The organism is Neisseria sp. SLRRB23, assembly GCF_050896295.1.
In the GTDB taxonomy this organism is placed as follows: domain Bacteria; phylum Pseudomonadota; class Gammaproteobacteria; order Burkholderiales; family Neisseriaceae; genus Neisseria.
This window is the reverse complement of record NZ_JBPBFH010000006.1, coordinates 1-24385: the sequence shown is the minus strand read 5'-3', so window position 1 is coordinate 24385 and position 24385 is coordinate 1. Positions and strand designations below refer to the sequence as shown.

Genomic DNA, 24385 nt, shown 5'->3' with positions numbered 1-24385 from the left:
ACAGCGGTTTTCCGTTAGAATATCGGGCTATTTCCACGTTGCGCCCGATATTTGGACGTACCGCTGTTTGTTCAGACGGCATTTTTAAAACCCACTGTTCGACATTCAAAATAACTCTAATGAAAAATATCCGAAATTTCTCCATCATTGCCCACATCGACCACGGCAAATCGACGCTTGCCGACCGCTTCATCCAATATTGCGGCGGCTTGGATTTGCGCGAAATGAGTACGCAGGTGCTCGATTCCATGGACATCGAAAAAGAGCGCGGCATTACCATCAAAGCGCAAACCGCCGCGCTCAACTATAAAGCACGCGACGGGCAGGTGTATCAACTCAACCTGATTGACACGCCGGGACACGTCGACTTCTCTTACGAAGTCTCCCGTTCGCTGTCCGCCTGCGAAGGCGCGCTTTTGGTGGTTGACGCATCTCAGGGGGTCGAAGCGCAAACCGTGGCGAACTGCTATACCGCGATTGATTTGGGCGTGGAAGTCGTGCCTGTTTTGAACAAAATCGACCTGCCCGCCGCCGACCCCGAACGCGTGGAACAGGAAATTGAAGACATCATCGGCATCGATGCCGTCGGCGCGGTGCAATGTTCCGCCAAAAGCGGCATCGGCGTGGAAGACGTTTTGGAAGAAATCGTTGCCAAAATCCCCGCACCGACTGGCGACGAAAACGCGCCACTGCAAGCCGTGATTGTCGATTCGTGGTTTGACAATTACGTCGGCGTGGTCATGCTGATTCGAGTGAAAAACGGCACCATCAAACTGAAAGACAAAGTGCGCTTTATGAGCACCAAGGCGGAAACGCAGGTCGAGCAGCTGGGCGTATTCACACCGAAATCGGTTCAAAAACAAGAACTCAAAGCCGGCGAAGTAGGCTTTTTGATTACCGGCGTAAAAGAATTGGGTCAGGCGAAAGTCGGCGATACGGTTACACTGGTTGCCAACCCCGCCTCAGAGCCACTGCCCGGCTTCCCAGAAGTACAAAGTCAAGTATTCGCGGGCCTTTATCCCGTGGAAAGCCACGACTATGAGGCTTTGCGCGACGCTTTGGAAAAATTGCAGCTGAACGATGCTTCGTTGAAATTCGAGCCTGAAGTTTCTCAAGCATTGGGCTTCGGCTTCCGTTGCGGTTTCTTGGGTCTGTTGCACTTGGAAATCGTACAGGAACGTTTGGAACGCGAGTTCGACATGGATTTGATTACCACCGCGCCGACGGTGGTTTACGAAGTCGTGTTGAAAAGCGGTGAAAAAATCGAAGTCGAAAACCCGTCCAAACTGCCCGACATCGGCAGCATCGAAACTATTCTCGAGCCGATTATCACTGCGACCATTCTTGTGCCGCAGGAATACGTCGGCAACGTCATGACTTTGTGTAACCAAAAGCGCGGCGTGCAGGTCAATATGCAATACATGGGCCGCCAAGTGATGCTGACTTACGATTTACCGATGAACGAAGTCGTCATGGACTTTTTTGACAAACTCAAATCGACTTCGCGCGGTTATGCTTCGTTGGACTACCATTTCAAAGAGTTCCAACCGTCTGATTTGATTAAGCTGGATATTATGGTCAACGGCGAAAAAGTCGATGCGCTGAGCCTGATTGTGCACCGTCAAAGTGCCGTTCACCGAGGCCGCGAGCTGGCATCGAAAATGCGCGAACTGATTCCGCGCCAAATGTTCGACATCGCCGTCCAAGCCGCCATCGGCAGCCAGATCATCGCCAGAGAAAACGTCAAAGCCCTGCGTAAAAACGTTTTGGCAAAATGTTACGGCGGCGATATTACGCGTAAGAAAAAACTGCTTGAAAAACAAAAGGCAGGCAAACGCCGTATGAAACAAGTGGGCAACGTGGAAATTCCGCAAAGCGCGTTCTTGGCGATTTTGCAGGTAAGCGACAAATAATATTTCGGCACATAGGGCGGCACGTCGGGAACACCCCTCAAACCGCCCTGATTTCAGGGGCACACGCCCGCAAACAAATTTTGCAATTTGCCGCCTTAAAACGGTTGCACGGACGGGCGGGTTTTTAAGCATTAAGGAACAACAATGAACACAATGCTAATGTCGGGCGCGGCTGCCGCGCTGCTTGCCGGCATCATCCTTTATTTCAAAAGCGACAAGAAACGGCAGGAAAACGGGGAATGGAGTTCCGGCCTCGAATACGCCTATATCCTGACGGCGGTCGGCGTGTTTGCCGCTTTGTCCCTGTTTATGAGCTTTACCGCCGTTTTCCTGATTTTCGTTGTATTATGCGGTACGGCTTGGGGGGTATATAAGTACCGCCTGAAGACTCATCCCGAAATCTCGGAAAGCAGCCACTTCGGCGATTATTTCGGCAGTTTCTTCCCTACCGTTTTGGTATTATTCCTCATCCGGTCGTTTATTGCCGAACCGTTCCAAATTCCATCCAGCTCCATGCGTCCGGGCCTAATCAAGGGCGATTTCATTTTGGTCAGCAAATTTTCCTACGGCTTGCGCGTACCTGTTTTAAACAATGTATTTATCCCCACAGGTAAAATCGAACGGGGCGATGTCGTCGTTTTTAATTATCCTTTGCAGCCGGACATGACCTACATCAAGCGTATTGTCGGCATCCCGGGCGACATTGTCGAATATCGGGATAAGGTTCTGACGGTAAACGGAAAACCGGCTTCCGATATTCCTGACGGCACATACAGCTATCACGACGACACCGACTCTTCCGAAATCCACAACACGGATATGTTCCGTAGCGATCTGGACGGCAGATCATTCAATATTCTGAAAAAAGAAGGGCAAGCGGCCGTTTCCCTACCCGTATTGAACAAATATACCTCCGATATCATGTCTGAAAACGGCTACTCCATAGAGCAGAGCGGTCTGAACCATTGCCAATATGCTGACGACGGCAGCGGTTTTGTATGTCAGGTTCCCGAAGGACGCTATTTCGCTATGGGCGACAACCGCGACAACAGTGCCGATTCGCGCTACTGGGGCTTTGTAGATGACAAGCTGGTTGTCGGTAAGGCAACCTTCATTCTGATGAACTTCGGCGATTTCAGCCGGGCCGGTACGGCAATCCGCTAAACTGGGAAGCCAAGAATGCCGTCTGAAAATAGTTTCAGACGGCATTTGCTATTCCTCACCTTTGCAGGCGGGTCCGGCGTTGACGGATTTTCCTACCTATCAGTCCGGTAACGCAGGTTTTGCACGGCGAACTGCCAATATTGCCCTAATGAAATCAATGTGAAGACTGCTGTTTCAACGAACCGAGGTAAATTGCCGAGAGCGTCAGTGCCACCCCTGCCCACTGCACGCCTTCAATCGGTTTGCCCAACCCGAAATAATCGATGAACAGGGCGGCAACCGGTTCGGACAAAAGCAGCAGCCCCGTCAGCGACAGCGAAAGCAGCGGAATCGCATAGGCAACCATCGCCCACGCGAAGCACTGCATCACCACGCCGTACACAAGCACCAAACCCGCATCTTTCCAAGTCGTCGGATAAAGCGCACCGCCGTCCATCAGCAATGCCGGAACAACCAGCGATACCGCGCCGCCCAAACTCAAAATCATCATTGAAGGGAAAAGTGCCACCGGCTCGACTTCATGAGTCTTGCGGACGAACACCATCGACAGGGCGAGCATCAGCCCGGACACCAAACCGCTGACGAATCCCCAAACCGCATTACCGTTGTAGCCGAATTCCGCACCGGCAATCATCGCCACGCCAGCAACTGCCGATATTAAGCCCGCCTTTTTCAGCCCGCTCAAACGTTCGTTAAAAAAGAAAACACCGATTGCCGACAAGAAAAAGATTTGCAGACTGTTGAGCAGGGTGGAAATACCCGGCCCGACCGCGTGTATGCTTTCGTGCCACAACGCCAAATCGAAAGCAAGAAACACGCCCGCCGTCAGGGCATAGCAGACGGTTTTCCTGTTTTTTGGGAATTTTTGCCCGAAAAACCGTGCCAAAAACCAAAATACGAACACCGAAATCAGCAACCGCCAAAATGCGATTGCATACGGGCCGACGGGGACGGATCTGACAATCAGGCTGCCCAGACCGAACACCACGCAACCCAGCACCAGCAATGGTGCGGCATATTTTTTTCCGTTACCGACCACAATATCCCCTCCCTTCTCCATACGACAGCCGTCCAATCGGAAAAACAACCATCTAGCCCGCAAATATGCCGTCTGAAACCGAAGATTTTTGACAAATATGCAAAAACGCATTTTGCGGTACGGTGTTACACCGATGCCGCAAAATGCGCCCGAACGTTCCAACAATCCGATTAAAGCATTATGCCAAATCTGCAAAAAGTGGCGTAGAGAGATAGCGTTCGCCATAAGAAGGCAGCAGCACGACTATCAGCTTGCCTTCGTTTTCAGGCTGTTTGGCAAGCTGCAACGCGCTCCAAACCGCCGCACCGGAAGAAATACCCACCAAAATGCCTTCTTTTTCCGCCATTGCGCGGGCGGTTTCAAAAGCGGCTTCGTTCGGCACTTTGGCAATACTGTCGTAGATTTTGGTATTCAAAACGGTCGGAATAAAGCCTGCGCCGATGCCTTGAATCGGGTGCGGGCCTTTTTCGCCGCCGCTCAATACGGGGGAAGCCTCAGGCTCGACGGCAACTACCTGAACCTCCGGTTTGTATTTTTTCAATACTTCGCCCACGCCGGTAATCGTACCGCCTGTGCCGACACCGGCAACGAAGACATCGACTTTGCCGTCCGTATCCCGCCAAATTTCCTCAGCGGTTGTTTTGCGGTGGACTTCGGGATTTGCCTCATTGTCGAACTGGCGCGGCATAAAATAAGTGTCTGGATGAGCGTCCACCAAGGATTGCGCTTTGGCAATCGCGCCCGCCATACCTTCGGCGGCAGGGGTCAGAATCAGCTCCGCGCCAAACGCGCGCAACAGCATTTTGCGCTCTTTGCTCATGCTTTCCGGCATGGTAATCGCCAGTTTGTAGCCGCGTGCGGCACATACCATTGCCAAACCGATACCCGTATTGCCGCTGGTTGCCTCAACAATCACGGTGTTTTTGTTGATTTTGCCCGCTTTTTCGGCGGACTCGATCATTGCTTCGGCAATGCGGTCTTTGACGCTGCTGCCCGGATTGAAAAATTCCAGTTTCACGGCAACCTCTGCCTTCAAACCTTCGGTCAGACGGTTCAGTTTGACCAAAGGCGTGTTGCCGATCAATTCGGTAATGTTGTTTGCAATTTTCATCTTCTGCTCCTGAATAATAAGATTTCGATAGTACGGCACGCAATCCCCTGTCAACATCCTGTCCAATTACAGAGTATTCACGCCGAACCATAAACAAATTTCAGATATGGCCGTATCCTAAACCTATGCCGTCTGAAAAACCAATACCCAAAATTTCTTTCTTTATAACTTTTTGTTCCGATACAGACGGCATCACAATCATCTGCCGATTTCGGCAAGCAGCATCGCCGTTACCGCAACCTGCATCAACATCGCCGCCAACACACCGAGTCGCAGCTGCGAACCGCCGAACGTTGACGGCGGCTGCCGGTCTATACCGCAGCGGTGGACATAGGCAACCGCCATCAGCACAAACTGCAACACGAACCAATAAACCGGCTTCAGCGCATAAAGTTTAAGCAATGCCGAAAATACGAACACTTGTGCCGTTCCCAAAAACCAATAATGCACCAACGCACATATTCCGACAAAAGCAAGCGTCATCGATACATTACTGACGGCAAAAAGCCCGAGCAGCGGATGCTCGGCATCTGCCTGCCATCCCTCTCCGTCTGCCTTCCTCCGCCAATGCCCGATAAAGAAAAATATACTGCCCAGTGTCAGATAAAAGTGGGGAATGAACAAAGGTGCGGCATGGGTCAATCCCCACATCCCCGGCATCAGCTTCGCCCCCAAAACCGATATTCCCAGCCACAGCACGATACTCGCCCAAAACCATTGCAACATTCCTGCGCGGAATATCATAAATAGAAAAACCGCCGCATACAGTAAGGCAGACAAAAAATCCAAATGCAGCAAAATCATGAATACGTCAACTCGCCTTCAAACACCGCTTCCGCAGGGCCGGTCATCATCACATCGCCGCCGCAGGCCCATTCAATATATAAAGTTCCGCCCGGCAAAATCACCTCTACCGTTTTCCCTTCATCCAACAGCCCCAGACGGATACCCGCCACCACAGCCGCACACGCGCCCGTACCGCAAGCTTGGGTTTCGCCCACACCGCGCTCGAACACACGCAAACGAATCGCGGTTCGGCTGACAATCTGCATAAAGCCGACGTTGACGCGTTCGGGAAACTGCCTGTGCGGTTCGATAAGCGAACCGGTTTCGCGTACCGGCGCGCATTCCACGTCATCGACTACAATCACCGCATGGGGGTTGCCCATATTGACGCAGCTGACAGGCTGAATGCCGGATTCAAGATGCACCCCGTAAATACAGGCATCATCCCCCTCGCCCGATTCGGGGACAAACGGTATTTCAGACGGCATAAACTTCGGTTTGCCCATATTGACCGTAACCATGCCGTTATCGGACAATTTCGGAAAAATAATGCCCTTGGCCGTTTCAACACAAATTTCTTTCTTATCGGTCAAACCCTTGTCTGCAACAAAACGGGCAAAACAACGCGCTCCGTTGCCGCATTGCCCGACCTCGCTGCCGTCGGCATTGAAAATACGGTAACGGAAATCCACGCCTTCGGTTTCCGAACGCCCGACCACCAAAAGCTGGTCGAACCCGATGCCGCGGAAACGGTCAGCCCATGCCGCAATCGGAGCATGCTCAGGAATAAAATCCTGACTGACCGCGTCAATCACCATAAAATCGTTGCCCAAACCGTGCATTTTAGTAAATTTCAAAGTCTTCATATTATTCTGAAATCCCGTATTGTCTGTTGCTTCCGAATTCCGAAATCCCCGTGCCGAAGGGAAATGCTTCCATCTCCCGCCGTCGGGAGATTAAAATAAGCCATTATACTGTTTGTTACCCATTACAATAAACACCATGTTCCGCATATTACTGTTGCTTTTCCCTTGTGCAATCCTTGCTGCCTGCACCCGAAACATACCGGCAAACCCGGCCGTTTCAAATTGCGCGCATCTTCACAACCGCACCATCCTGTATTTTGACGCACACGGCAAACCCGCCGACAGCGCAGTAAAGGGCGGATTTTACAGGACTGTCGAAATTCATGACACAAACCGCATCCTTATTCAAGACTTTAACAGCACAGGCAATGCCCTCGCCAAACCCTATTGGTCGGACTGCCGGAAATTATCCGTTTTCCCCGACAAACATCTGACCATGAGCCGTCCATGAACCATGACATCACTTTCCTAACCCTGTTCCTACTCGGTTTCTTCGGAGGAACGCACTGCATCGGCATGTGCGGCGGATTAAGCAGCGCGTTTGCGCTCCAACTCCCCCCGCATATCAACCGCTTTTGGCTGATCCTGCTGCTTAACACAGGACGGATAAGCAGCTATACGGCAATCGGCCTGATGCTCGGATTAATCGGACAGGTCGGCGTTTCGCTCGACCAAACCCGTGTCCTGCAGAATATTTTATACACAGCCGCCAACCTCCTACTGCTCTTTTTAGGCTTATACTTGAGCGGTATTTCTTCCTTGGCGGCAAAAATCGAGAAAATCGGCAAACCGATATGGCGCAACCTGAACCCGATACTCAACCGGCTGTTCCCCATAAAATCCATACCCGCCTGCCTTGCTGTCGGAATATTATGGGGCTGGCTGCCGTGCGGACTGGTTTACAGCGCATCGCTTTACGCGCTGGGAAGCGGTAGTGCGGCAACGGGCGGGTTATATATGCTTGCCTTTGCACTGGGTACGCTGCCCAATCTTTTGGCAATCGGCATTTTTTCCCTACAACTGAAAAAAATCATGCAAAACCGATATATCCGCCTGTGTACAGGATTATCCGTATCATTATGGGCATTATGGAAGCTTGCCGTCCTGTGGCTGTAAGCCCCATTCATTCCCGATACCCGTAAAAAATGCCGTCTGAAACCAGTTCAGACGGCATTTTCATCCCTAAGCATTACTCGGCGGCATTTTCTTCACGGGCAGGTGCTTCCAGCAAAGCTTTGATAGACAGGCGTACGCGGCCGCGGTCGTCTACTTCCAATGCTTTTACATTTACAACCTGACCTACTTGCAGGTAGTCGCTGACATTGCGTACGCGCTCGTGGGCGATTTGGCTGATGTGTACCAAACCGTCTTTGCCCGGCATCACGCTGACAATCGCGCCAACGTTGTTGTCGAGGATTTTAACCACAGTACCTTCGTACACCTTGCCCACTTCCACTTCGGCAGTGATTTCTTCGATGCGTTTTTTCGCTGCATCGCCTGCTTCTTGAGTAGTCGCAGCGATAGTGATGGTGCCGTCTTCAGCGATGTTGATTTCAGTACCGGTTTCAGCGGTAATCGAACGAATGGTTTCGCCGCCTTTACCAATCACATCACGGATTTTGTCTTGGTTGATTTTCATGGTGAACAAGCGTGGCGCGTGTGCAGACAGCTCTTGTGGGCCTGCAACGGCGGCTTTCATCTGATCCAAGATGTGCAAACGTGCTTCTTTGGCTTGAGCCAAAGCGATTTGCATGATTTCTTTGGTAATACCTTGGATTTTGATGTCCATTTGCAGCGCGGTTACGCCTTCGGTTGTACCGGCTACTTTAAAGTCCATATCGCCCAAGTGGTCTTCGTCGCCCAAGATGTCGGTCAGGACGGCAAATTTGTTGTTGTCCAAAATCAGACCCATAGCGATACCGGCAACGTGTGCTTTCAAAGGCACACCGGCAGACAGCAGGCTCAAGCAGCCGCCGCAGACGGAAGCCATAGAGGAAGAGCCGTTGGATTCGGTAATTTCAGAAACCACGCGCATGGTGTAGCTGAAATCTTCAGGTTCCGGCAATACGGCCAACAATGCACGTTTAGCCAAACGACCGTGACCGATTTCACGACGTTTTGGTGCGCCTACGCGACCCACTTCGCCGGTAGAGTATGGTGGGAAGTTGTAGTGCAGCATGAAGCGGTCGGTGTATTCGCCAGACAGCGCATCAATAATTTGCTCGTCGCGTGAAGTACCCAAAGTTGCAACCGCCAAAGCTTGGGTTTCGCCACGGGTAAACAGTGCAGAACCGTGCGTGCGCGGCAATACGCCGGTTTGAATGTTCAACGGACGAACAGTGCGGGTGTCGCGACCGTCGATACGCGGTTGGCCGTCCAAAATTTGGCTGCGGACAACATCGGCTTCCAAGTGTTTGAAAATGCCTTTGATTTCGTTGGCTGCCAGAGTGTCGGTTTCTTCGGTAATCAACGCTTCTTTCACGGCATTCCAAGCTTCGTCCAACTTGGCAGAACGCGCTTGTTTTTGACGGATTTTGAACGCTTCTTTAATGGTTTCGCCGGCAATTTCGCGTACTTTGGCCACCAATTTCTCATTGGTTTCAGGCGCTTTCCAATCCCATACTTCAGGGTTTACTTCATCGGCGAACTCATTGATGGCGTTAATGGCCACTTGCATTTGATCGTGACCGTAAACAACCGCACCCAACATTACTTCTTCAGACAAGATGTCAGCTTCGGATTCCACCATCAACACGGCTTTAGAAGTACCGGCAACCACCAAGTCTAATTGTGATTTAGCCAATTCGGCTTTAGTCGGGTTCAAAACGTACACGCCGTTTACATAACCCACGCGTGCCGCACCAATCGGACCGGCAAATGGTACGCCGCTCAACACCAGCGCGGCAGATGCGCCGAGCATGGCAGGAATGTCAGAATCGATTTCAGGATCAACAGACACCACCATCGCTACGATTTGGATGTCGTGGTAGAAACCTTCAGGGAACAAAGGACGAATCGGACGGTCGATCAGACGGCTGGTCAGGATTTCTTTTTCGCTTTGTTTGCCTTCGCGTTTGAAGAAACCGCCGGGGATTTTACCTGCTGCGTAAGTACGTTCGAGGTAATCGACAGTCAGAGGGAAGAAGTCTTGGCCTTCTTTCACTTCTTTGTTGGTAGTCACGGCAACCAAAACAACAGTGTCGCCCATGGATACTTTAACGGCAGCAGCGGCTTGGCGAGCGATTTCGCCGGTTTCCAAAGTAACGGTTTGATTACCGTATTGGAAGGTCTTAACGTGTTTATTGAACATTATTGTTCCTTTCAAAATACCGCACTGCTAAAACACTAATAATGCACACTAAAATCCGAATGTGCATAGTTAGGGTTTCAGACCGTGCGGCAGGTTATAAACAAGCTTTCAGACGGCCTTTAAGACGCTGAAAACAACTCTCGATTATAAAGGCAACCATCCTTAAAATCCAGTATTTATACAATGAAAAGGCCGTCTGAAACATATCTCTTTCAGACGGCCTTCAAACTTAAAAATTAATCCTGAGTCAGCAAAGTCAATGCTTCCTGATATTTTTCGACTGTTTTTTGAATCACATCGGCAGGCACTTTAGGCGCAGGTGCTTTTTTGTTCCAACCGCTTTGCTCCAACCAGTCGCGGACAAATTGTTTGTCAAAAGATGGCGGATTGGTACCNACCTTGTATTGATCGGCAGGCCAAAAACGGCTGGAGTCAGGCGTCAACACTTCGTCCATCAAAGTCAACGTACCTTCTTCATCTAAACCAAATTCAAACTTGGTATCGCAAATAATAATACCGCGAGATTTCGCATATTCTGCCGCTTCCGTGTAAAGCTGAATCGCTTTGGCACGCACTTCAGCCGCCAATTCTTTTCCGATAATACGTTCGCATTCTTCAAAGCTAATGTTTTCATCATGATCACCAACTGCGGCTTTGGTCGATGGCGTAAAAATCACTTCAGGTAGTTGTTGCGCTTCCTGCATACCTTCAGGCAGTTGAATACCGCAAACAGAGCCTGTTTTTTGATAATCTTTCCAACCGCTACCTGCCAAATAACCGCGCACAATAGCCTCTACTTTCACCGGAGTGAGTTTTTTAGCCACGACGGCGCGTTTTTCTAAAACTTTGGCTTCGTTTTCAGGCAAAACGTCGTAAACCGTATGGCCGGTGAAATGGTTAGGCATGATATGAGCCAATTTTTTAAACCAAAAATTGGAAATCTGCGTCAGAATCTCCCCTTTACCCGGAATCGGATCATCCAAAATCACATCGAATGCAGACAGACGGTCGGAAGCAACCATCAACATTCGCTTATCGTCAATTTCGTACAAATCGCGTACTTTGCCGGAGTAGATTTTCACCAAACTGGTTACACTCATTTCATATTACCCTGAAAATGCCTTAGACAATACCGAAACCACACTCAACAATCGGAATCGGATTACGGTATTTTAGCCGAAATCGTCGTAAAACAATACCTTTTCCACAACAACTGCTCAGAATAATGCCATTACGCCAAGCACCGACAAAATTTTAGCACTATAATGTCAATATCAAATCTATAAATACCTTACAAAAGGAAATACCTCATGAGAATCCTATTGACCGGCTCAAAAAGCCAACTGGCACGCTGCTTGCGCGACCGTCTTCCCGAAGATTGGGAAACCATTGCAACGGATTCCGCATCTTTAGACATTACCGATGCCGATGCCGTCTTCAATATGGTAAAAAATTTCCAACCCGATGCCATTGTCAATACGGCGGCCTATACCTCCGTCGACAAAGCTGAAGAAAATGTAACCACGGCATTTGCCGTTAATGCTTCCGCCGTTTACAATCTCGCCTCGGCGGCGCACCGAACCCACGCCCGATTCATCCACATTTCTACTGACTATGTATTCGACGGTCAAGCCAACAAACCTTATTTGGAAAGCGATTTTACCAATCCGCTCAACATATATGGAAAATCCAAGGCCGCCGGCGAACTGCTCGCGCTGTCTGCCAATTCGGAAAGCCTTATCCTGAGAACCTCCTGGCTATTTAGCGAATATGGCGATAACTTTGTCCGAACTATGCTGAACCTTGCCAACGAACGTTCTTCATTACCCGTCGTAAGCAATCAAACCGGCTGCCCAACCTATGCTGGCGACTTAGCTGCTGCCATCATCCGCCTGTTGCAGCAATCATCGCCGGTACGCGGTATTTACCACTTTGCGGGCGGCAAATCCGCCTCTTGGTACGAATTTGCCCGGCACATCTTTCAGACGGCATTGCAGCAAGATGCCTCTTTTCCCGTTCCCGACCTGAATGCCGTATCGGATGAAGAGTATCCGGATGCTGCTTCCAGGCCGCCGTACAGTATTTTGGACTGCCGCAAAATCGAAAGCGACTTCGGCATCAAACCGTCAGACTGGCAAAAAGCCCTTTCACAAGTTGTTTTAAAGCTGCTTTAACCCCTACTCATTCATACCGTTTCCGCCGCCAAGCTCAGACTTGGCGGTTTTATTATAAAATCCGATGATTACACAAACGCTTATCATCTTTACACAATCATGCCTACACTTTCTTCAAAACATGCTATGATTGCCAATCAATAACATCTCACAATTAATCTTACTTTTCTCATTGAGTAAACCAATAAATTAGATTCTCTCCCAACCGACAAATAAAATAAAGAAAGGGTTAATATGCAACATCGAAGAAGACTAGCAATTTACCAAGCATTCAAACGTACTGCCTTTAACGGCAAGTCCTCTGTTCCGCAAAAAAGCGAGAACCGTTGATTCAATCTAAAAATGCCGTCTGAAGTCCTGCTTCAGACGGCATTTTTACGATTCGAGAACCTGCCTCAACTTTTTTTCATCCAAATACCAATGGCAAATTTCTTTATCACCCGCCAACAAAACAGGCACCAGCTCATTATATTTCTCTTCCAAAACGGGATCATCATCCACATCAAGCACATCCAGCCCGAAACCGTATTCATCCTGGAAAGGTTTAAGTTCGTCTCGCATCTTGTGGCATAAACTGCAATATTCGCGAAACATCAGGGTTAGTTTCATCAGCATTTCCTTACCGTTCTGCTTCCACAATCCCAAGCCTTCAGACCAGGGGCTCAGGGGTGGGTTGACAAGTGGTCATTTTTTCATAAATTTCAATAAAATATTTCTTCAAATCATCTACTTCATCTCTTTCAACGCCATGGATTATTTCAAATTCCCTTGCATCTACGCATACACCTGCATATATCTCACTCAAGATAGCCCGTAAAACAAAAACTTCATCTTGAGTTAGTGATATCGTTGAGTTTTGATTGTTTATGGATAGTATGTCCATAGCCGGTTTCCTAGCTTTAAGATTAATTAATTTTTAATATTTTTAATATTAATGCAATTATCCCAAGTAAAATAGGAACTATTATTGGAATAATGGCGTCCTTAATTTTTTTAATGTAGTTATCTTCTTTTTGTTGCGTCTGCTCATAATCATCCTCATGTAGATATGCATTATTTATATCCTTGTAAGTCTCATTTTCATCACCAACAACTCTGGAACCATCCTTAAACGACCTTGCAATTTTTATCATTGATGATAGTAGATCATTGCTTGTGGTAATTGCAAGCAATTCTTCCCCATCATAAAAAAGAATGCTTTCCTCATCGTTTGGGTCATAAAAATATACTTCACCCATCTCGTTGCAACCTTCATGATAATTAAATTTTTCTCTTAAAAATATTGACAAGTTCTCCTTGTTTTTTAATATTTTATTTTCGTCTGAAATTTTTTTGCTGGTATTTATTATCCTAATATGGTAACCCATCATCTATCCTTTCTTGTTTGGTCATATAGTTCTTTTGCTTTATTATGTATTTCTCGCACCCCCTGAGCTGTGACTCCAACACCTGACTTTTAAGTCATGATATTCAACATCTTGATGTTTTACTATAAATCTATTCTTGTGCTTCCTTTGTTAGATAAATTTTAAAACAAAAGATACGTATGCATTCTCTAATTTTATTTGAGATAAATAATGCATTGCTTTGTTGATACTGTTAAATAAATTACTTCCCTCGTAATACCAATTATCATATGTTTGATAAAAATAATTATCTTTCTTGATATAAATATCTCCCCCCCAATACAAGTATTCTCTCATTGATAAATAAATTTAATATATCTATTGCAGCGGGGACGGGTAATGCGGCTTCTCTAATTCCAATTCCTATCAAAGATTCCCCCTTGTCTCGAATAAATTTCAAAAATCTCATTTAACATATTAATCTCTATCTGCTATTTTTCAGGAAATTGCTGCTTAGGGACAAATAATCTATGATTAATTTTTCCATCTGCTTCTCTGATATATTCAAAATTTCCATCTTTTCCTTTATAAAATCCAAGGATATAAAGTTTATGCCTTACAATATTATCTCCGCCAACTATTTGTATTACTGTATATTGTTCGCCTGATGTCGGTCTGAATGCCGCACCTCCATCATTAAAATTTTTATCTTGGATAACTATTATCCCTTTTATCGTCCCAATACATAGCGGAATCATCATTGAAGCAAATCTGCACTGTCTTAACACGCAGCCCAAAAACAGCAAAAATGCCGTCTGAACTGTTCAGACGGCATTTTTAAAACCGTTTTACGCTTGAACGCTAATACCTGACGTAACCGTCGGTTGCACGTTATGTGCCGTCAAAAACGAAGCAGCAAGCTCCCCGCAGCAGCCGCAACAGGTTGCCACGCCCAACTGCGATTGCAAATCACCCATTGTGGTCGCGCCTGCGGCAATAGTTTCTTTGATTTGATGGTCGGTAACGGCATTGCAGATACAGACAAACATTTTATACTCCGTGTGTTCTCAAACTATCATACTGATAGCGGCTTTTATTATCGTACGCAAATATAAATAAAAACAGTTTGTATTGCAAGGTTAAGATACTCGGTTATCTTGGTATTTTTTTATCGCATTTCTATTTTCGATTGGTTTTTTATTAATCTGAAGCCGATGAGGGAATAGATCCTCAATTTCGGGAATGATGTTCCTTAACCACGCTATGCAGCCGCACATTGGCAACATGGGTATAAATCTGAGTCGTGTTCAAATCAGCATGTCCCAACATATCCTGAACCACGCGCAAATCCAATCCGTGCTGCACCAAGTGTGTGGCGAAAGCATGGCGCAGGCTGTGCGGGCTGATGTGTTCGATACCTGCTTGACTTGCATATTCTTTAACTATCATCCATGCCAGCTGTCGGGAAATACCCGTTTTTTTCTGACTGACGAACAATGCATCGCAAGACCTTCCCTTTAACAGCAACGGGCGCGCCTCCTTGTAGTAACGTTCCACCCAATATACGGACTCCCGCCCCATCGGCACTATCCTTTGCTTGTTACCCTTGCCCAAGGTAGTGATACACCCCCTGTCCAAATCCAGATTGCCAAAACTCAGCCTGACCGCTTCGCTAACACGCAAGCCGGTTGCATACATTAATTCAAGCAATGCCTTATCCCGTAAACCGTGCGGAGTATCCGTATCCGGTGCGGAAAGCAGTCGGGAAATCTGCTGCTCGGTAATCAGAGTCGGAATATTCTTGTCGATTTTGGGCGGTTTCAGCAAACGGGTGGGATTGTCCGTCCTCATGCCTTCACGCTCCATCCATATATACAGGCGTTTGCATGCTGATAATGCACGGGCCTGAGAGCTTCGCTCCTCACTGGCAACATAAACCGCCGCTGCCAAATCCGATTCGTCCGCATCCCTCAGGGTTTGACCGCACAAAGACAACCGGCGGGCAATTTTTTCCAAATCCCGCCGGTAGCTCTCCAAGGTATTCCGACTAAGCCGCCGATCCAGCCATAAGGTTTCAAGCAGCCTGTCAATCAAATCTTCTTCCATATTATTCCAAACAAATGCCGTCTGAAACAGGTTAGGAAGCGAAACCCGCATAATCAGGAAAGCGTTTCCAGCACTTCCTGCGCATGACCCGCCACCTTGACCTTCCTCCATTCATGGACGATTTCACCGTCCTTATTCAGAACAAACGTACTGCGCTCGATACCGAACGACTCTTTCCCATACAGTTTCTTCAATTTGATGACATCAAACAGGCGGCACACTGTTTCATCCTTGTCACTCAACAGTTCAAACCGGAAACCCTGTTTCTCGCAAAAGTTCTGATGCGCTTTCACACCGTCTCGCGAAATGCCGACCACGGTATAACCCAAGTCGCCGAACTGCGCCAATCGCGCATTAAAATCCAGCCCCTCCGTCGTACAACCAGGCGTACTGTCTTTCGGATAAAAATACACAACCAAAGGCAGATGTTCTGCCGAATGGAAATCCGCACCGCTGCTTGAAGGCAGGGTAAATTCATATTTCAAACCCATTAATCCGTACTCCCAATATTTCAACGATTAAAACAATGCATCAGCACACACCTGTGCATTAGTTTGATATCTAAGCCAACCCCGATTCTACCGCCTCGAGGCGCATAGATTCAACCGACGGCCTCTGTTTCAAATCAAACTGCCGAAATTAAATCACAATAAATATTTTTAATAAAAACAATATGTTATTAATAAAAACAATCTTACATTACGGATACAAGCAACCTATCTCCCTGACAACATACTTTACATATATCTGTTTTTTCAACAAAATAATGCCAACATTCAATCAATGGAATCAAAAATGTCCGTCCGCACCTTAAAACATCTGCCTTCGTCTCTGCTACTCGGTTTATGCCTGTCCCTGCCTTCGGCATATCTCTTTGCCGAAGACGATATTTTAGGACAATTTTTGGAACATAACCTGTTCACATCCTCCGACCCGATAGAAATATTTGCAGAAAGTCCGATACACCCCCCCAACACCCAAGCCATTACGGGCGGGCTGATTCTGTCCTCCCAATCCGCACTGGTCGTCAACAACAAAACAGGGCAAATACTGTATCAGAAAAACGCCGACAGGATTATGCCCATTGCCTCCATCTCCAAACTCATGAGCGCAATGGTCGTTTTAGATGCAAATTTAAACATGGATGAAACCGTTACCATTACGCCAGACGAAATCGACCGTATCAAAGGAACAGGCAGCCGCCTTGCCATCGGCACGTCCCTTACTCGGAAAGAGCTGCTTCACTTAAGCCTGATGAGCAGCGAAAACCGAGCCACCCACGCGCTTGGGAGAACCTACCCCGGCGGCATGGGCGCATTTGTCGCCGCAATGAACCGTAAAGCACAAAGCCTGGGTATGTACAGCAGCCGATTTTACGAACCGACCGGCCTCAACTACCAAAACGTTTCCACAGCCAAAGACCTAAGCCTTATGGTCAACGCAGCCGTACAATATCCCCAGATACGTATCAACTCGACCTCCAACCATGCCGCCGTACAAACGAAAAATGGACAGCAAAACTATAAAAATTCCAATGCCTTGGTTAGGGAAGGCATGTGGAACATCGAGCTGCAGAAAACAGGCTATATACGCGAGGCGGGCAGGTCTATGGTCGTCAGGGCCAATATTCAAAACCAACCGGTTACCATCATATTGTTAAATTCGCCTACATCCGCCACGCGGGTCAACGACGCACGTAAAATCGAATCATGGATGCTGCAGCAACGTTCTTAATGTATGCAAACAATTAGCGTAGAAATCCGTTTCAAGCACAAAAAAAATTGGTAATTTTTCCTATTAAAGGCTACAATTCTACAAATACAGGGCATTTGCCCGATTTCACAATCATAATAGCGGAGTTAAAAAATATGACAGCTAAAGGACAAATGTTGCAAGATCCCTTCCTGAACGCATTGCGTAAAGAGCATGTTCCGGTTTCGATTTACTTAGTTAACGGTATCAAATTGCAAGGTCAGGTTGAGTCTTTCGATCAATACGTTGTTCTCCTGAGAAACACTTCCGTAACCCAAATGGTTTACAAACACGCCATTTCCACCATCGTACCGGCACGCTCTGTCAACCTTCAACACGAAAACAGACCCCAAACCGCACCTGCATCAACCCTCGTCCAAGTGGAAACCGTCCAACAATCTGCTGAATAATCCGCACAAATCAATATATTCCAATACCTTACCGGCATCGGTAAGGTATTTTTATTTTCTGACAGCATTTAAAAATGTTATTGCAAAACATCATTCCATTCGCCCATTACCTTTTACAGCAAACACTGCCCGAAGGCGGGAACGCCTTGGACGGCACAGCCGGCAACGGACATGACACCCTTTTTCTTGCACAAACAGCAGGCATTCTGGGGAAAGTGTGGGCATTCGATATCCAACCGCAAGCCCTGAGCCGCACCCGATGCCGTCTGAAAGAGGCGAGATACGAGAATGTGCAACTTATCTTAGACGGACACGAAAACCTGAAACAATATGTTTCAGAACCGCTAAATGCCGCCATTTTCAACTTTGGCTGGCTGCCCGGCGGAGACAAAAGCCTTACCACCCGTACGGAAACCAGCATTCCCGCCCTTTGCGCAACCCTCTCCCTGCTGAAAGAAGGCGGTATGCTTATTGCCGTCCTCTATCCGGGACACGAAAACGGCAAACAGGAGGCAGAAGCAATCGAACAATGGGCAAAAAACCTGCCTCAAGAACAGTTTGCCGTTTTGCGTTACGGCTTTACCAACCGGAAAAACAACCCGCCCTATCTGTTGGCATTTGAAAAGTTACGTCAAAAATAAATGTTTGCGGTAAAATAGGCCGGTTCCAACCCTTATTTTAATAAGAGCCGACTATGCAGTATCTGATTGTCAAATACAGCCACCAAATCTTCGTTACCGTTACCATTTTGTTGTTCAACATCCGCTTTTTCCTGCTTTGGAAAAATCCCGAAAAACCCTTGGCGGGCTTTTGGAAGGCACTGCCCCACCTTAACGACACCATGCTGCTGTTTACCGGATTGTGGCTGATGAAGATTACCCATTTTTCCCCGTTCAACGCACCATGGCTCGGTACAAAAATTCTGCTCCTGCTCACCTATATCGCATTAGGTATGATTATGATGCGCGCCCGCCCACGTTCTGCCAAATTCTATGCCGTTTACCTGCTTGCTATGTGTTGCGTCACCTGTATCGTTTACCTTGCCAAAACCAAAGTCCTACCATTCTGAAACACTGCCATGAACAACAGACATTTCGCCGTCATCGCCCTGGGCAGTAATCTTGAAAACCCTGCCCAACAGGTACGCGCCGCATTGGACACGCTGTCGTCCCATCCTGACATCCGGCTTGAACAGGCTTCCTCACTGTATATGACCGCACCCGTCGGTTACGACAATCAGCCTGATTTCATCAATGCCGTCTGCACCGTTTCCACCACCTTGGACGGCATTGCCCTGCTTGCCGAACTCAACCGTATCGAAGCCGATTTCGGACGCGAACGCAGCTTCCGCAACGCGCCGCGCACATTGGATTTGGACATTATCGACTTTGACGGAATCTCCAGCGACGACCCCCGCCTCACCCTGCCGCATCCGCGCGCCCACGAACGCAGTTTTGTCATACGCCCTTTGGCAGAAATCCTCCCTGATTTTGTCCTAGGCAAACATGGAAAAGCCGCCGAGTTGTCCAGAAAGCTTGGCGATCAAGGTATCCGCCTCCTGACGGATAAATAATTCGATATATGCAAATACCGTCTAAGTTTTTTCAGATGGCATTTTTATCCTGCTGCCGATCTGTACGCAAAAAAATCGCCCCTTGACAAAGGGGCGCAAAAGGAACACAAACCACTACCAAAACTTTAAATCTACAACATTGCCTGCCGCATACTGTATCCGACAGGATATAAAGCTCTCACTAAATCGTTTTGAGAAATCCAAACTTCTTCATCACCGACAGAAAATCTGCCTTTCTCCGGCACCAGCTCCAACAAAAACGGTTGAACCGCCGTATGCAGCTTGTCTTTACACCGCTCCATCTTTCTGGATAGCGCAGACAAGGCACGCTTATAGACACTATCCTTACGGTCAAGTTCCCGAGCACTGCCGACCCAGCTCAAACGCAAGCTGCGGCTTTCATCTTCAATCAGCAAAATCCCTGTTTTAACTTCTCCTACCTCAGGCTCGCANGAAAGCGCAATATAATATTTGCCGTCGATGTTGACATACGCCGCTTCATGCACCTGACAGTTGCAGCCGGAAGTGGCAAGCAGCGAATAAACAGAATCCCGATGCAGTTTCAAAATATCAAGGGAAATCTGTTTGAAAATACTTTCCGGCATTTTTCCCTCCTTTCGTCTGCTGTGTTATTTACTGGATTGATTGCATTATACAGACATCTTTATATTTTGCAAATGATAATTGTTCCTATTTTTTAGAAAGTTTATAACTTCATGATAATAAAATGAATTAATTTTTTAAATTAATTATCTAGTCCTTGAAAACACCAAAATGCCGTCTGAAAACCATTCAGACGGCATGATCAAGGGAACCGTTTTAGAATTTAACGCCTTTATGCAGGGCCACAATCCCCGCACTCATATTATGATAGTCCACACTGTCAAATCCGGCATCCAGCATCATTTGCTTTAAAGTTTCCTGGTCAGGATGCATACGGATGGATTCGGCAAGATACTGGTAGCTGTCCGCATCTTTGGCAATCAGTTTGCCCATCACCGGCAACAGTTTGAACGAATAGAAATCATACGCGCCTTCGAGCAGTTTGTGGATTTTGGAAAACTCCAATACCAGCAATGTTCCGCCGGGTTTCAAAACACGGTACATCTCTTTCAGCGCGGCATCTTTATGCGTCATGTTCCGCAAGCCGAACGCCACGGAAACCAAGTTGAAATAATTGTCGGGGAAAGGCAGTTTTTCCGCATCGGCAAGCGATACGGGCAAAATCATGCCTTCGTTCAACAGACGGTCGCGCCCGACGGTCAGCATAGAAGAATTAATATCGGTCAGCCAAACTTCGCCCTCTTTGCCGACGCGTTTTGCCCAACCGCGCGACAAATCGCCCGTACCACCCGCAATGTCCAACACTTTATCGCCTTTTTTCAGGTGCGCCGTATGGATGGTAAAGTGTTTCCATACACGGTGCAGCCCTGCCGACATCACATCGTTCATAATGTCGTAGTTTTTGGCGACGGAGTGGAACACTTCCGCCACTTTTCCGGCTTTCTCATCTTCGTTGACCGTACTGAACCCGAAATGCGTTTTCTGTCCGCCCATATTCTAACCACCTCTCTGATACCGTTGTCCGTCAGATTGCTATCCGACCGGTCTTATTTCTCTTCAAAACGCGACGCGCCCGCCGCCGCCAACCTGTCCAGATATTTTTGCCACATGGCATCACGTCCGTATGCCAGCCCGTGCAGATAGTCCCAATCGTAAAGCCCGCTGTCGTGCCCGTCCGAAAAACTGATTTTCAGCGCGTACTGACCGACAGGCTGTAAATCCGTAATTTGCACATCCGCCTTACCGGTCTGCAAAACATCCTGTCCCACACCGTGTCCGCGTACTTCCGCACTCGGCGAATAGACGCGTAAAAATTCGGCGGACAGCTCCTTAGGTTCGTCCCCATAAGTCAAAACCAACACGGTACGGTTTTTCAACAAACGGATTTCAACAGGAATATTATTCAAAAAACACCTCAATTCGGCATACAATATCCGGCAGACGCACGCGGCCTTTAAACGGCGGGTATTTTAACAGCTTTATCCCGATACCGATATTCAAACCCACATTTCAGACGGCATTGATATGGACAATCTCGCATGGAACGGCATTCCCGACATCCGCACACTTTACAATATTATCGACAAACGCGCGCAACCGCTCAACCTGATTATCTGCCTTCCCGATAATCAGATTCCCGATTTTCAAACCGCACAAGATGCTTCGGACGGAGAATGCCGTCTGAAACACCGTTTGAAACAAGCACTGCAGTGCCTACAATTCAACAGCATCAATCTAATCGAACACATCCTGCACGATGTCCGTTTCTGGCTGGTTCCCCCTTCACGCACCCACCGCCTGCACGAACATTTCCACCACCTTTCCTGGCAGACCGAAGCCATCCCGCAAACCGAAAGCAAGTCCGACAAACCCTGGTTTGCACTTCCACAAACATCCGAACGGCAAAAACCAGAACACGTTCTCGTTATCGGCGCAGGCATATCCGGCGCGGCAACCGCCCACGCCTTAGCATCACACGGCATTTCCGTTACCGTATTGGAAGCCCGAAAAGCCGCCCAAGCCGCCAGCGGCAACCGCCAAGGGCTGCTTTATGCCAAAATCTCGCCACACAATACCGAACAAACCGAACTTTTGCTCACCGGCTACGGTTACACCAAACGCCTGCTCGAACACATCCTGCCCGACTCCGACACATGGGGCGGAAACGGCATTATCCACCTCAATTACAACCAAGACGAATACCGTCGCAATCACGAATTGGGTTTGCAAAAACACCATGTACACCTCTACCGCAGCATCACGTCTGCAGAAGCCGAAAAAATCGCCGGTATCCCCCTCAGCATCCCCTACACCGAACCATCATGCGGCCTCTTCTGGCAGCACGGCGTATGGCTCAATCCGCCCGCATTCGTCCACGCCCTCCTCAACCATCCGCTGATTGGACTACACGAAAACACACCGTTAACCGACATTTCCCACGACGGGGAGAAGTGGATTGCGACCACGCCAAACGGCATATTTTCCGCCACACACATCATCTACTGCACCGGCGCACACAGCCCCTGCCTGCCCGAAACCAACCTCGCCGCCCTGCCCCTCAGGCAAATACGCGGACAAACCGGCCTCACACCATCCACCCCATTTTCCGAACAACTGCGTTGCGCCGTTTCAGGCGAGAGTTACATCAGCCCATCATGGCACAGGCTGCACTGCTACGGTGCAAGTTTTATTCCCAACAGCAGCCATACCGGATGGAACGACGCCGAAGAAGCCTCAAACCGCCAAGCATTGGCACAGCTTAACCCCGCCCTCGCCGAATCATTGTTTGCCGCCAACCCAAACCCTCAAAAATACCAAGGGCACGCCGCCATGCGCTGCGACAGCCCAGACCATCTGCCCATCGTCGGCGCACTCGGCGACATTGCCGCCATGCAACAAACTTACGCCAAACTTGCACTGGACAAAAACTACCGCATCGACGCCCCATGCCCATATCTGCCTAATGCCTACGTCAACACCGCGCACGGCACCCGCGGACTCGCCACCGCCCCCATCTGCGCCGCCGCCGTTGCCGCCGAAATCCTAGGCTTGCCCCATCCCTTTTCACAACGCCTGCGCCACGCCCTACACCCCAACCGCACCGTTATCCGCGCCATCGTCAGAAGGCAAAACCTGACTCCTTAAACCTTTGCCACATTCTCTTTGAAACTCTAAGCTAATATTCATATCTTAAGATAAGGTCTCAATGCTGCGACATATACACAAGCTAAAACTTTTATCACTTTCCCACACCGAAATTTCTATAACCATGTAAAAAGATTTTAAAAAATCAGTGAGTATGCGAAAAATCAGTCAATACAACATATGATATACCCACTAAATTATTCTCTACTCCATTCTGTCCGACCGCGCCTCAGATTTGCACGTCTATCGGCGTGCCGCCCACGGCCGCTCCCGTCAGTGATGCAATCACCCCGCTCTTTGATTTGATTTCTTCTTTAATATGTTCCTGCAGCAGGTTGGCATTGAACTCGCCTGTTTGCGGATCGATTGCGGTTTTACCATCGTTATACCGTTGGGCAAGATGTTCCGCTGCCTTTTCAGCTGCAACTGCAGCCGAGCCGCCGGCAGCAAAATTACCACCGTTGACGCAGGCAACCGTTGCACCTAAAAGGAAATGTCCGATTGCCCGGGCGGTTTCGTTTTTGTTTTCTCCGTGGCCGAATGTTCTGCCTATTGCTTCGGAGGCATAGGGCGCAGCGGCATTACTGACTTGTTAACGTTAAACAAAGGCCGTCTGAAACGTTTTTTCTGTTTTCAGACGGCCTCTTAGCTCAAACCTTGAGAACCGCATGCGTGCGTTCTGCACACATGCTACTTGTTGAGTTTAGGTTTCATATGGGCTACGGCTTACTTAATTGGCTCCGGGGAGTTTTAATCCTGTGTACGTAATATAATTAGGGTTTGCTTACTCTAAAATATAATTAAATTTTTCTTCGAATCCATAATCCTCATCTTGTTTCTTAACTCTTTCTAGAACCTTTACTATTTCAATAAATATACTTTTTAATTGATTTTTTGAGAACATAGCATCTTTCCATACCAAAGTAATCGGTCGTTCTACATTTGTGCTCAATAAATCCCACAAAGCATCAAGATTGTTCCCATAATAATCTTGTATAGAAAATATTTTTGAAATTTGATTATGAAAATCTTGTTCCGTATAAATTTTACTACCGATAATCTCTAATTGCATAAGTTATACTCCTATTTCCAAGTTCCAAAATGTCCTGTTGGATCATATAGTTTAC

27 protein-coding genes and 2 pseudogenes are annotated in these 24385 nt (G+C 48.0%); 11 read left to right on the top strand and 18 right to left on the bottom strand.

Annotated features, from left to right (window positions below):
* Nucleotides 1-119: 119 nt before the first annotated feature.
* Nucleotides 120-1913 carry a translation elongation factor 4 gene (lepA, locus tag ACRPFF_RS02400; RefSeq protein WP_432673689.1) on the top strand — a complete coding sequence of 598 codons (1794 nt, stop codon included), beginning with the start codon at nt 120-122 and terminating at the stop codon, nt 1911-1913.
* A 144-nt stretch (nt 1914-2057) separates the two neighbouring features.
* Complete coding sequence (gene lepB, locus ACRPFF_RS02395; protein WP_411712416.1) at nt 2058-3077, top strand: signal peptidase I; 1020 nt, start codon at nt 2058-2060, stop codon at nt 3075-3077.
* Nucleotides 3078-3231: 154 nt separating this feature from the next.
* Here the strand turns inward: lepB and ACRPFF_RS02390 are convergent, their stop codons facing one another.
* From ACRPFF_RS02390 to dapF, 4 genes are all read right to left on the bottom strand, one after another.
* On the bottom strand, nt 3232-4137 hold the full coding sequence (locus ACRPFF_RS02390; RefSeq protein WP_432673710.1) for a DMT family transporter: 906 nt from the start codon (nt 4135-4137) through the stop codon (nt 3232-3234).
* 157 nt (nt 4138-4294) lie between these two features.
* Nucleotides 4295-5227, bottom strand: coding sequence for a cysteine synthase A (cysK, locus tag ACRPFF_RS02385; protein WP_432673688.1), 933 nt, complete (start codon nt 5225-5227; stop codon nt 4295-4297).
* 198 nt (nt 5228-5425) lie between these two features.
* On the bottom strand, nt 5426-6031 hold the full coding sequence (locus ACRPFF_RS02380) for a hypothetical protein (RefSeq protein ID WP_432673687.1): 606 nt from the start codon (nt 6029-6031) through the stop codon (nt 5426-5428).
* Nucleotides 6028-6879 carry a diaminopimelate epimerase gene (gene dapF / locus ACRPFF_RS02375; RefSeq protein ID WP_432673686.1) on the bottom strand — a complete coding sequence of 284 codons (852 nt, stop codon included), beginning with the start codon at nt 6877-6879 and terminating at the stop codon, nt 6028-6030. Before dapF ends, ACRPFF_RS02380 begins: the two co-directional genes overlap by 4 nt.
* 136 nt (nt 6880-7015) lie before the next feature.
* On the opposite strand from dapF, the gene ACRPFF_RS02370 reads away from it, so the two are divergent.
* The gene (locus ACRPFF_RS02370; RefSeq protein ID WP_432673685.1) at nt 7016-7330 is read left to right on the top strand and encodes a hypothetical protein; all 315 of its coding nucleotides are present in this window, start codon (nt 7016-7018) and stop codon (nt 7328-7330) included.
* The gene (locus ACRPFF_RS02365; RefSeq protein WP_432673684.1) at nt 7327-7995 is read left to right on the top strand and encodes a sulfite exporter TauE/SafE family protein; all 669 of its coding nucleotides are present in this window, start codon (nt 7327-7329) and stop codon (nt 7993-7995) included. Before ACRPFF_RS02370 ends, ACRPFF_RS02365 begins: the two co-directional genes overlap by 4 nt.
* 73 nt (nt 7996-8068) lie before the next feature.
* Here ACRPFF_RS02365 and pnp read toward each other — a convergent pair whose 3' ends face one another.
* Both pnp and ACRPFF_RS02355 read right to left on the bottom strand, forming a co-directional pair.
* Nucleotides 8069-10189, bottom strand: coding sequence for a polyribonucleotide nucleotidyltransferase (gene pnp, locus ACRPFF_RS02360; RefSeq protein ID WP_432673683.1), 2121 nt, complete (start codon nt 10187-10189; stop codon nt 8069-8071).
* 236 nt (nt 10190-10425) lie between these two features.
* The gene (locus tag ACRPFF_RS02355) at nt 10426-11289 is read right to left on the bottom strand and encodes a phosphoribosylaminoimidazolesuccinocarboxamide synthase (protein WP_061725349.1); all 864 of its coding nucleotides are present in this window, start codon (nt 11287-11289) and stop codon (nt 10426-10428) included.
* Between the two features lie 210 nt (nt 11290-11499).
* Between ACRPFF_RS02355 and rfbD the strand changes: the two genes are divergently transcribed.
* Nucleotides 11500-12363, top strand: a complete 864-nt coding sequence (gene rfbD, locus ACRPFF_RS02350; RefSeq protein WP_411712421.1) for a dTDP-4-dehydrorhamnose reductase — start codon at nt 11500-11502, stop codon at nt 12361-12363.
* A gap of 375 nt (nt 12364-12738) precedes the next feature.
* On the opposite strand, the gene ACRPFF_RS02345 is transcribed toward rfbD, so the two are convergent.
* The 8 genes and pseudogenes from ACRPFF_RS02345 to ACRPFF_RS02310 all read right to left on the bottom strand — a co-directional run bounded on the left by ACRPFF_RS02345 (nt 12739) and on the right by ACRPFF_RS02310 (nt 16306).
* Nucleotides 12739-12972, bottom strand: coding sequence for a glutaredoxin family protein (locus ACRPFF_RS02345; protein ID WP_025456684.1), 234 nt, complete (start codon nt 12970-12972; stop codon nt 12739-12741).
* Between the two features lie 40 nt (nt 12973-13012).
* Nucleotides 13013-13246, bottom strand: coding sequence for a hypothetical protein (locus ACRPFF_RS02340; RefSeq protein WP_107862541.1), 234 nt, complete (start codon nt 13244-13246; stop codon nt 13013-13015).
* A gap of 22 nt (nt 13247-13268) precedes the next feature.
* On the bottom strand, nt 13269-13733 hold the full coding sequence (locus ACRPFF_RS02335; RefSeq protein WP_003774468.1) for a hypothetical protein: 465 nt from the start codon (nt 13731-13733) through the stop codon (nt 13269-13271).
* A 147-nt stretch (nt 13734-13880) separates the two neighbouring features.
* Nucleotides 13881-14185: pseudogene (locus ACRPFF_RS02330) on the bottom strand (hypothetical protein).
* 15 nt (nt 14186-14200) lie between these two features.
* Nucleotides 14201-14371: pseudogene (locus ACRPFF_RS02325) on the bottom strand (MafB); the annotation flags it as partial.
* Between the two features lie 186 nt (nt 14372-14557).
* Nucleotides 14558-14758 (bottom strand): (2Fe-2S)-binding protein, encoded by a 201-nt coding sequence (locus ACRPFF_RS02320; protein ID WP_107862542.1) that lies wholly within the window; start codon nt 14756-14758, stop codon nt 14558-14560.
* Between the two features lie 181 nt (nt 14759-14939).
* Nucleotides 14940-15815 carry a site-specific tyrosine recombinase XerD gene (gene xerD / locus ACRPFF_RS02315; protein WP_304670160.1) on the bottom strand — a complete coding sequence of 292 codons (876 nt, stop codon included), beginning with the start codon at nt 15813-15815 and terminating at the stop codon, nt 14940-14942.
* Between the two features lie 53 nt (nt 15816-15868).
* Nucleotides 15869-16306 (bottom strand): peroxiredoxin, encoded by a 438-nt coding sequence (locus ACRPFF_RS02310; protein WP_003677534.1) that lies wholly within the window; start codon nt 16304-16306, stop codon nt 15869-15871.
* A 304-nt stretch (nt 16307-16610) separates the two neighbouring features.
* On the opposite strand from ACRPFF_RS02310, the gene ACRPFF_RS02305 reads away from it, so the two are divergent.
* The 5 genes from ACRPFF_RS02305 to folK all read left to right on the top strand — a co-directional run bounded on the left by ACRPFF_RS02305 (nt 16611) and on the right by folK (nt 19550).
* A complete protein-coding gene (locus ACRPFF_RS02305; RefSeq protein ID WP_432673682.1) occupies nt 16611-17549 on the top strand; it encodes a serine hydrolase in 939 nt (312 codons plus the stop codon).
* Nucleotides 17550-17683: 134 nt separating this feature from the next.
* The gene (gene hfq / locus ACRPFF_RS02300) at nt 17684-17977 is read left to right on the top strand and encodes an RNA chaperone Hfq (RefSeq protein WP_118820057.1); all 294 of its coding nucleotides are present in this window, start codon (nt 17684-17686) and stop codon (nt 17975-17977) included.
* A 74-nt stretch (nt 17978-18051) separates the two neighbouring features.
* On the top strand, nt 18052-18618 hold the full coding sequence (locus ACRPFF_RS02295) for a tRNA (mnm(5)s(2)U34)-methyltransferase (RefSeq protein ID WP_196428641.1): 567 nt from the start codon (nt 18052-18054) through the stop codon (nt 18616-18618).
* A 53-nt stretch (nt 18619-18671) separates the two neighbouring features.
* On the top strand, nt 18672-19046 hold the full coding sequence (locus ACRPFF_RS02290) for a SirB2 family protein (protein ID WP_314169155.1): 375 nt from the start codon (nt 18672-18674) through the stop codon (nt 19044-19046).
* 9 nt (nt 19047-19055) lie between these two features.
* Nucleotides 19056-19550, top strand: coding sequence for a 2-amino-4-hydroxy-6-hydroxymethyldihydropteridine diphosphokinase (gene folK / locus ACRPFF_RS02285; protein WP_411712423.1), 495 nt, complete (start codon nt 19056-19058; stop codon nt 19548-19550).
* Nucleotides 19551-19681: 131 nt separating this feature from the next.
* On the opposite strand, the gene ACRPFF_RS02280 is transcribed toward folK, so the two are convergent.
* The 3 genes from ACRPFF_RS02280 to ACRPFF_RS02270 all read right to left on the bottom strand — a co-directional run bounded on the left by ACRPFF_RS02280 (nt 19682) and on the right by ACRPFF_RS02270 (nt 21520).
* Nucleotides 19682-20155, bottom strand: a complete 474-nt coding sequence (locus tag ACRPFF_RS02280) for a pyridoxamine 5'-phosphate oxidase family protein (RefSeq protein WP_301885334.1) — start codon at nt 20153-20155, stop codon at nt 19682-19684.
* Nucleotides 20156-20369: 214 nt separating this feature from the next.
* Nucleotides 20370-21107 (bottom strand): bifunctional demethylmenaquinone methyltransferase/2-methoxy-6-polyprenyl-1,4-benzoquinol methylase UbiE, encoded by a 738-nt coding sequence (gene ubiE, locus ACRPFF_RS02275; RefSeq protein ID WP_411712424.1) that lies wholly within the window; start codon nt 21105-21107, stop codon nt 20370-20372.
* Nucleotides 21108-21160: 53 nt separating this feature from the next.
* Nucleotides 21161-21520, bottom strand: coding sequence for a gamma-butyrobetaine hydroxylase-like domain-containing protein (locus ACRPFF_RS02270; protein WP_411712425.1), 360 nt, complete (start codon nt 21518-21520; stop codon nt 21161-21163).
* Between the two features lie 118 nt (nt 21521-21638).
* Between ACRPFF_RS02270 and mnmC the strand changes: the two genes are divergently transcribed.
* Nucleotides 21639-23258 carry an FAD-dependent 5-carboxymethylaminomethyl-2-thiouridine(34) oxidoreductase MnmC gene (mnmC, locus tag ACRPFF_RS02265; RefSeq protein WP_411712426.1) on the top strand — a complete coding sequence of 540 codons (1620 nt, stop codon included), beginning with the start codon at nt 21639-21641 and terminating at the stop codon, nt 23256-23258.
* A gap of 784 nt (nt 23259-24042) precedes the next feature.
* On the opposite strand, the gene ACRPFF_RS02260 is transcribed toward mnmC, so the two are convergent.
* Complete coding sequence (locus ACRPFF_RS02260; RefSeq protein WP_301670089.1) at nt 24043-24330, bottom strand: barstar family protein; 288 nt, start codon at nt 24328-24330, stop codon at nt 24043-24045.
* Nucleotides 24331-24385: the final 55 nt, after the last annotated feature.